The following is an 8698-nucleotide window of genomic DNA, read 5'->3' as shown; positions in this document are numbered from 1 at the left end:
CAGGACGTGACGAACTTAACCGATCTTCCTTATCCTTATCCTTATAACTTTCTCCGTAAGATAAGTCAACATCGATTCACCAAGGTTCATCGTGTTTCCTTTACACGTTTGTGACATGAAATTTTAACAAGGGAGAAATTCGACGTAGTTAAAATTTCTAGGTGAAAGTACCACGGCAACTAAGCTTCTGTCTGCGCCTGTCGGCTTGCCAATCAGCAAGTTTGGTTAATCGTACTACGGGCTCAGTCCAATCCCTTCGTTGCTAAACGGACGCTTGCGCTTTTGTTATCGGACTAGAGTCTGAGAAAGAACCATTCTAGAGTCAATAGCCGTGCTTATCATTTCCCTCTATAATAAAAGTAAGATCAAACCAAAAGGGAGCGGATAGCATGGGTAACTTGAACAACGTGTTTAAAAAACTAGTGAAGTTTAAAGATGAATTTACAGAAGAGGATTCATCTGGAATCTGGGAAAAGTTTGAAAAGGACTTCTCTGTACAAGAACTTAACGAGTTGAACGTGAAGGGAGATCTTGGTGCAGGGAGCTTGATTATCAAACAGCAAAATGAAGGTGTAAATGAAATAAAGGTCATTTGTGAGTATAGAAAGACTATGCCAAATATTGAGTTCAACAAAATTGGAGAACAAGGCAAACTTAAGTTGTCGCAGCAGTCTCATACAGGAACATGGAAGAATGCAAAACAAAAGTGGACGATTTATCTGCCGACAGACATCTCCACAACACTGAAATTGAACCTGGGTGCTGGTTCGAATGAGTTGGACTTCGGAAAAGTTGATTTAGCTGGTTTGGAAATCCAATCAGGAGTAGGCTCCTGCGAAATTAACTTAACTCAACAATTTCCAAAACATGCTAGAATTCCAGTGAAGCTTGATAGTGGAGTAGGAAGTATGGATTTACGGTTATCAGAAGACCTGCCTGCAAAAGTGAAATGCTCGAAAGGAATTGGTTCATTTTCTGGAAGAAATAATATGGTGTCCATAGGAAATGAGCAATTCACAACCAAAACCTTTGAACAAGATCAACCTTACTTTGACTTTAACATCTCCCTAGGCGTAGGTAGCATTGATTGGATTACTGAATAACTCAAACAACAACTCCCAATAATCTTACCCAGTTACTTTTCATAAAACAGTTCATTTCTTCACATGCTAAGAGAAGATTATGAGAAATGAGGGCATGTGAGATGAACTGGTTATCAATTATTCCATTTATAGTAGTGGTTATAGCAGCCATTTGGACTAAACAGGTCGTACCGAGTTTGCTATTTGCAGTAATTGTAGCAGGGTATCTTGCTGAGCCTGACTGGTTAGGCGGTATGACAGGGGCTCTGGGATTTATCGTAGAAGGACTTACAGATAAAAACAATTTAAAAATCATCATCTTCCTTTATGCTTTCTCTGGCCTGATCGGCTTAATTCGTACCTCTGGTGGAATCAAAGGGTTTGTAGAACAAGCCACAAACAAAATCCAAGGAAAAAAGGGAGCTTTTACTTTAACCTGGATTTCAGCACTCGGTACTTTTAGTGCACCAAGCTTTCGAATTGTGACAATTGGTCCGGTTATGAAAGCAATGCGTAAAAAAATCCCGATGACGAAACAAGAACTAGGATTTGTTATCGAGACAACTGCTTCACCATTTATCGTACTCATTCCTGTAGCAACAGCGTTTGTAGGGTACATGTCTTCTGTCATTGAACTCTCCTTAAATCAATCCAACTTAGAGGGCGATTCTTACATGTTATTTTTACAAAGCATCCCCTTTAACTTTTTCGCTATTTCTATGCTACTCATTGGCTTTTACCTGAGTTTCTTTCACAAGAGTAAAAAGAAAGCAACGGATGCTGAAGACGGAACAAATGCAGAAGGTAAAGATGATGATCAATGGGAGGATTGCCACCCCGCCGTTTCAAAAGACTTGCCTTCTAACGCATGGCACCTTATTGTTCCCTTATTAAGTGTCATTGTTTTTACGTTCGTATTGATGTATGCCTTGGGTGTAAAGAAAGATAAAGAGGGATTACAAGCCTTAATTAATGCTAATGTATTAGATGCAATGGTATTAGCTGTTGTCGTTACGATAATTGGATTTGTAATGTATTTAAAAGTAAGAGCAATGCCTTTACGTCAACAAATGAACGACCTTGTAATCGGTGGAAATGAAATGATGAATGTCATTTTACTCCTAGCTATGGTTTGGGGCCTGAGTCAGGGGTCAGAAGCGCTTGGGTTTGCTGATACCATTTCTTCTTCGTTGAAATGGATACCAGCTTCCTTTGTAGCTGTTCTTGTCTTTTTAATTGGTTGCGGGTTGTCTTATTTTATAGGATCGTCATGGGGAACATGGGGAATTTTAATGCCAGTTGGAATTTCGATAGCAAGTGTTTCGGGGAGTTCGTTACCTATTGTAATTGGAGCTGTGTTTGCAAGTGGAACGTTTGGAGCTTTTTCTTCTCCACTAAGTGATAATACGAATACTACGGCAGGCATTCTCAATTTAAATCCAGTTAAATATGCAAAATTCAAATTAAAGCCAGCTCTAATCGCCGCTGGTGTAGCATCTGGTCTTTACTTTGTATTGCCTTTCTTCTTCTGATTGATAATGATCCTCTTAAAATCCTCGGTTTTGGAATACATCTGAAATCGGGGGCTTTTTATTAAATCAAGGTAACATTGTAAATAGGGGGAGGGGTCTACACATAAATTATAGAAAAAACGGGAATATCCATTAAGACCAACATACCTAGAGAGGTGATCATTTTGAAATATGTCATTATTGGAGGAGATGCGGCTGGCATGAGTGCAGCCATGCAAATTGTTCGAAACAGTGAAGGAAATGAAATTGTTACATTTGAAAAAGGAGAGACGTACTCCTATGGTCAATGCGGATTGCCTTACGTAGTTAGTGGTGATGTTGAATCTTCAGATGATTTAATTGCCAGAACTCCCGAAACGTTTCAAGAAAAGTATGGGATCAAAACGAATACATTACATGAAGTGACGGAAGTAGATAGTAATAAAAAAATTGTAAAAGGTAAGGACTTACGATCAGGGGATACATTTGAAGAAAGTTATGATCGTTTGCTTGTAGCTTCAGGAGCAAGCCCTGTGTGCCCTCCATGGGAAGGGTTAGAGCTTGATGGTATTTTTAGTTTGAAGACGATCCCTGATGTACATGAGATTCTTGACTATATGCAAAAAGATGTTCAAAAAGTATCGATTATAGGTGGAGGATATATAGGACTTGAGATGGCTGAAAGTTTCGCTGCTGTAGGCAAGGAAGTTAAAATGATTGAACGTGGTGATCAGCTTGCTAAGATTTTCGATGAAGATATGGCAGATCTGATTCATGAAGAAACTTATAAACAAAACATTTCAATTGCTTTTGGTGAGTCAGTAGAAGGGTTTAAAGGGGAGAATGGGCAAGTGTCATGTGTTGTGACTGATCATGGTGAGCATGAGTCTGACTTAGTGCTTGTAGCGGTAGGCGTTACACCTAATACCAAGTTCCTTGAGGGTACCGGCGTGTACACCACCATTAAAGGTGCCATCAACGTTAATGCCTATATGGAAACGAATATAAAGGATATTTATGCAGCGGGAGATTGCGCTACCCAGTTTCATCGAATTAAGCAAAAAGAAGATTTTATACCATTAGGAACACATGCAAATAAACAAGGGACAATCGCTGGCATGAATATGGTTGATATTCGTACAACATTTAAAGGGATTGTTGGGACATCAATTATTAAGTTTTTTGACCTTACTCTAGGAAGGACTGGATTGTCAGAGAAAGAAGCGAATTCTCTAAAAATCCCTTATAAATCAATTAAGATTAATTCTACACATGCAGCTGGCTATTACTCTAAAGAAGGAAAGATGACGTTAAAAATCCTATATCATGAGAAAACCAATCGCATTTTAGGAGGCCAAATAATCGGCAGAGAAGGCGTAGATAAACGGATTGATGTACTTGCTACCGCTTTATATCATTCGATGGAGTTAAACGACCTTCTTGATCTTGACCTCTCATATGCACCTCCATATAACAGTGTATGGGACCCAATACAGCAAGCAGCTAAAAAAGCTAAATAGATAAATTTTATGCCCACTAAAAAGGTGGGTATTTTTTATTATCCAGCTCCAGCGTCCAGCAACGAATGGACTCTTGCACTTTTACTATTGACAATTTTCAGATAACTTGTAAAATAATACACATACATTATGTAAGGAAACATAACATTAAGTGTGAGGAGATGATCATTATGAGTGAACTTGGTTTAATGAACAGTGTTTGGACGATGCTTGCGGCGGTGTTGGTGATCTTGATGATAGGTGGTTTTATCTTATTGGAAGCAGGATCAACTAGAATGAAGAATGCAGGGCATATTGCGGCGAAAACGATATTAACATTTGGAATTGCATCACTAACGTTCTGGGCTGTAGGTTATGGGATGATATTCGGTGAAGGGAATGCTTTTGTGGGATTATCAAAGTTTTTCTATAGTGGTGGGATCGATCCCAGTTCAGATTTAGCTGAGTCTGTTTTCTTTGTATTTCAGCTTGCTTTCGCTGGTATTGCAATTACTATTGCATTCGGGGGTTTTGCGGAAAGAGCTAAACTTGCCTCGTATGTATGGTTCGCCATTCTGTTTTCAGTATTTATTTATCCAGTTGTCGCTCATTGGATCTGGGGTGGTGGATGGTTATCTGGTCATGGTAAGCAGGACTTTGCGGGCTCAACTGTGGTTCACTTAACGGGCGCGATGGCTGCTCTTGCGGCGACGATGATCTTGAAACCACGTATCGGCAAATACAATCAAGATGGTAGTGTAAATGAAATTGAGGGGCATAATCAGGTTTATACATCTCTTGCGGTTTTATTATTATGGGTAGGTTGGTTTGGTTTTAATGCAGGAAGTACTGTTTCGGTTGATGGAGCATTCTTTGGGTATGTGGCATTAAATACGAACTTAGCAGCAGCAGCTGGTGCAGTGGCGGCCATGTTCGTTACGGTTGTAGTAACTGGTAAAGCTCGCGTATCTACAATCTTGAATGGTGCGTTGGCGGGGCTTGTTGCCATTACTGCTTCATGTGCATTTGTAGCTCCTTGGGCAGCAGTTTTAATTGGAGGAGTAGCGGGTGTGATCGTGCATTATAGTATGGAGTTTTTCGAAAAGAGAAAAATAGATGATCCCATTTATGCCTTATCAGTTCATGGTATTGCGGGGATATGGGGGACGCTATCCACAGGTTTTTTTGCAACTCCTGAGTTAGCTGCAATGAATGGTGGTTTACCAGGTTTGTTCTATGGTGGAGGCTTTACTCAACTAGGGGTGCAATTATTAGGTGTTACAGCTAGTGGGGCTTATGCTTTTGTTGTTTCTTACATTTTCTTATACGTTATCCATAAAGGATTAGGCGGAATGCGTGTAAGTAAAGGTGAAGAATTACAGGGCTTAGATCTGAGTGAGCATGGTAGTTATGGTTACCCTGAAGTGTTTGGGGGGCAATCTCAAAATCGTAGAAAAACCAGTTAATGAATTTGAAAATCCGAGCAAAGGAATGCTCGGATTTTTTATGTGTGTTAGGAAAGTTGACATTACCCTTTTTAAGAGTCGAGAGATCTCTCTGTGTTATGAGGGTTTCCATTTTTAGAAACATATGTGACTCCTTTATAAATAATCCATAAAAACAAGAAGACACAGAAAGCTAAAATTTCTAAATGAATGTAATACCAAACCCCATCTCCTAACAAATCTAATGGTGTACTTGCCGTTGGAGTGTGTGATAAATATAAGTAGTTCGAACCTATTTGCCTGTTAATAAAGAAAACGATCACTGCGTAAAGGTTTAAAATACCGAATGTTTTTAGAGCAGATCGGAATTGGATGACAACAGATGATGTTATAACAAGAAACAAACTCGTCCAGGTAATAGACATGTGATGCATGAAAAACTTCCAAAAGCGATAATGAGGGTAGTCATTGACAAGCTCTGGCGTAATAAGGGCTAAAAAGGCTGGGATAATGCCTATGAAGAAATTGATTTTAATCAATTTCTTGTTTCTATTCCATAGTGCAAGCATAGCAATAATGGAGGCTATACCGCATAAATGTAACGGGACGTGCTCGCTGAAGCTCCACACACTATTGGTAATGGTCCAAGCTTGATAAGTAATTTCCGAAATAATTAATATACTGAATAAACCCCATCTTGTGATTTGATAGAGAGTGGATTGTCTTTGAAGTCTTTTATAATTTAATATAAGGTAAAGGAATCCGATACCAAAAAAGATCAGAACCGTTATATGGCTTGTTGAAAATGCTTCGAACGGTTGATAGGTTGTTTTTCCGAACCATCGTTCCATAATTGTCACCCACTAAAATACATTGATTAATCACACTTATTTTACCATATTCTGAATGTTTAGATCGTTATGAATTTTTATTTGAGGGAGGTTAAAAGTTTGAAGAAAATCAACTGTTTTCAATGTAAACACTTCTATACAACCTGGAATCCTCAATTTCCTAGAGGCTGTAAAGTATATGGATTTAAAACAAAAGAGCTTCCGTCCGCCTTAGTTCTCAAGTCTTCTGGATCCCCTTGCTTGGCTTTTGAATCTAATCAACCTTCTACACCAACTAGGAAACAATCCATATCATCTTTTGATATTAAACTCTGAAGATCATTACACAATTTCGTGTAATGATCTTTTCTATTTTACAAACACTAAGTTTTGGCTCCAAAATGCCGGCAAAACAACTGTAAACAAATTGAAATTTCAGAAAATATATCGTCATTAATGGTGAACTATGATATAGTAAATCATTATTTCAAACCAAATATAGAAGGGAGACAACAAGAATGGCAAGAGAAAAATGGGCATCAAAACTTGGATTTATGCTAGCAGCCATGGGATCGGCTGTAGGATTAGGGAATATATGGCGTTTTTCATATGTAGCTGGTGAAAATGGCGGAGGAGCTTTCCTGATTCTATACCTAGGCTTTGTGTTTTTAATTGGAATCCCTGTGCTTCTGGCTGAATTCAGTATTGGAAGGCAAGGCCAAAGTGATGTTGTTGGCTCTTATAAAGAGTTAGCACCAAATAAACCTTGGTACTTAGCAGGCTTTATGGGGATTGCCAGTTCGTTTTTGATTTTAGGGTTTTATAGCGTTGTAGCTGGCTGGTCGTTATACTACTTTTGGAATTATATAAATGGATCATTTTGGACGATACCAGATGCAGGTTATGGAGCAACGTTTGAAGGGTTAATATCCAATACCACCACACCACTATTTTGGCATGGACTGTTTATGGTGCTAACGATATTGGTTGTTTTAACGGGGATTAAAAAAGGGATTGAGAAGGCAAGTAAGGTTTTCATGCCAACATTAGCCGTGCTTTTAGTGTTATTGGCGATTTATAGTGTCACTTTAGAAGGGGCTGGAGAAGGCCTTCGTTTTCTGTTCCAACCCAATTGGGCTAAAATTGATAGTGGCGTTATATTAGCAGCTCTTGGACAGGCATTCTTTTCCCTTAGTTTAGGTATGGGTGCTATGATGACATATGGAAGTTACTTGCCTAAAAGTGAATCGCTTCCATCAGCAACTGTAGGTATAGGCATCATGGATACTGTATTTGCTATTGTTGCAGGTATTGTAATCTTTCCGGCAGTTTATGCCTTTGACATCAGTGCAAGCTCAGGTCCGCCGCTTGTTTTTATTACATTACCTGGGATCTTTGCACAGATGCCATTCGGGTCTATAGTTGGATTACTATTCTTCTTCTTATTATCCATTGCAGCATTGTCATCAGCTATCTCAATATTAGAAGTCCCAGTAGCGTACTTTATGAGAAGGTTTAAATGGTCTAGACGCTTTTCTAGTATTTTTATTGGTGTGATCATGTATTTCCTAGGTGTAGTTGTATCCCTGGGCTTTGGTGTTTGGTCAGGTGTTACACCGATAGGAGACCTTGGTATCTTAGATTCAATGGATTATGTAGCATCAAACATCTTATTACCATTAGGCGGATTAGCGATAGCGCTATTTGTTGGATGGCAGTGGTCAGTAAAAGAGGCGCTTAGTGCCAGTGATATGACAAATCTAGGTGTTCGCTACGTATGGTTGGGTATTATTAAGTTCCTTGCACCTATCTTCATCGTTTTAATCTTCTTGCAATCGATAGGGATTATAGGCTAAATGATTAAAGAATTAAATCATAATGACCCTGCTGTAGCTCAATTGATAGTCGGCCTCCAAAAGCGTAGCTATCAACTTGAAGCGGACATACTGGGGGTTACTTCTCTTCCTCCTTTCGATGAAGGGGAGGTCGAGGTTCAAAGCAGTGAGGAAAACTTTATTGGATACGTTTCTGAGGAGAAGGTGTACGGGTTTGCTTCATATGAAAAATTATTTGAGGGTTATCTCATTACGCGTTTGGGTGTGGATCCTGATCATTTAAGGAAAGGGATTGGCACATCAATGCTAAACTACTTTGAAGAACGAGCCATGTATCCTCTTGAAATCATGACTGGTAAGGACAACATCCCAGCTGTACGATTATATGAAAAACATGGTTTTGAAGCCGTTGCCTATGCTGAAACAGAAGAGGGCATTTGGCTTGTGAAACTTAGAAAAGAAAAGTGAAAGAAAAAGGCTTAATCTTTATTATGGG

7 protein-coding genes are annotated in these 8698 nt (G+C 39.1%); 6 read left to right on the top strand and 1 reads right to left on the bottom strand.

Annotated elements, in window-relative coordinates; genetic code table 11:
* Positions 1-389 precede the first annotated feature (389 nt).
* From H514_RS0116365 to H514_RS0116350, 4 genes are all read left to right on the top strand, one after another.
* Positions 390-1103 (top strand): toast rack family protein, encoded by a 714-nt coding sequence (locus H514_RS0116365; RefSeq protein WP_027447934.1) that lies wholly within the window; start codon positions 390-392, stop codon positions 1101-1103.
* A 101-nt stretch (positions 1104-1204) separates the two neighbouring features.
* Positions 1205-2614 (top strand): Na+/H+ antiporter NhaC family protein, encoded by a 1410-nt coding sequence (locus H514_RS0116360; RefSeq protein WP_027447933.1) that lies wholly within the window; start codon positions 1205-1207, stop codon positions 2612-2614.
* A 164-nt stretch (positions 2615-2778) separates the two neighbouring features.
* On the top strand, positions 2779-4113 hold the full coding sequence (locus tag H514_RS0116355; protein WP_027447932.1) for an FAD-dependent oxidoreductase: 1335 nt from the start codon (positions 2779-2781) through the stop codon (positions 4111-4113).
* A 170-nt stretch (positions 4114-4283) separates the two neighbouring features.
* The gene (locus tag H514_RS0116350; RefSeq protein ID WP_027447931.1) at positions 4284-5558 is read left to right on the top strand and encodes an ammonium transporter; all 1275 of its coding nucleotides are present in this window, start codon (positions 4284-4286) and stop codon (positions 5556-5558) included.
* Between the two features lie 71 nt (positions 5559-5629).
* Here the strand turns inward: H514_RS0116350 and H514_RS23295 are convergent, their stop codons facing one another.
* Entirely contained in the window at positions 5630-6388 is a 759-nt protein-coding gene (locus H514_RS23295; protein ID WP_051255180.1) for a YwaF family protein, read from the bottom strand.
* Between the two features lie 497 nt (positions 6389-6885).
* Here H514_RS23295 and H514_RS0116340 point away from each other — a divergent pair, with 497 nt between their 5' ends.
* Together H514_RS0116340 and H514_RS0116335 are read left to right on the top strand one after the other, a co-directional pair.
* Positions 6886-8223: a sodium-dependent transporter gene (locus tag H514_RS0116340; RefSeq protein ID WP_027447930.1), complete on the top strand. Its 1338-nt coding sequence runs from the start codon at positions 6886-6888 to the stop codon at positions 8221-8223.
* Complete coding sequence (locus H514_RS0116335; protein ID WP_027447929.1) at positions 8224-8670, top strand: GNAT family N-acetyltransferase; 447 nt, start codon at positions 8224-8226, stop codon at positions 8668-8670. It begins immediately after the preceding gene.
* Positions 8671-8698 lie beyond the last annotated feature (28 nt).

It is taken from the genome of Pontibacillus marinus BH030004 = DSM 16465 (assembly GCF_000425225.1).
GTDB lineage: Bacteria > Bacillota > Bacilli > Bacillales > BH030062 > Pontibacillus > Pontibacillus marinus.
Note: the sequence above shows the minus strand (reverse complement) of the source record. Positions and strands in the feature narration are given on the sequence as shown.

Bases quoted from the DNA above. Each gene is read 5' to 3' on its own strand.
- H514_RS0116350 (WP_027447931.1), top strand. From the start codon at position 4,284: ATGAGTGAACTTGGTTTAATGAACAGTGTTTGGACGATGCTTGCGGCG.
- H514_RS0116360 (WP_027447933.1), top strand. From the start codon at position 1,205: ATGAACTGGTTATCAATTATTCCATTTATAGTAGTGGTTATAGCAGCC.
- H514_RS0116365 (WP_027447934.1), top strand. From the start codon at position 390: ATGGGTAACTTGAACAACGTGTTTAAAAAACTAGTGAAGTTTAAAGAT.
- H514_RS0116340 (WP_027447930.1), top strand. From the start codon at position 6,886: ATGGCAAGAGAAAAATGGGCATCAAAACTTGGATTTATGCTAGCAGCC.
- H514_RS23295 (WP_051255180.1), bottom strand. From the start codon at position 6,388: ATGGAACGATGGTTCGGAAAAACAACCTATCAACCGTTCGAAGCATTT.
- H514_RS0116335 (WP_027447929.1), top strand. From the start codon at position 8,224: ATGATTAAAGAATTAAATCATAATGACCCTGCTGTAGCTCAATTGATA.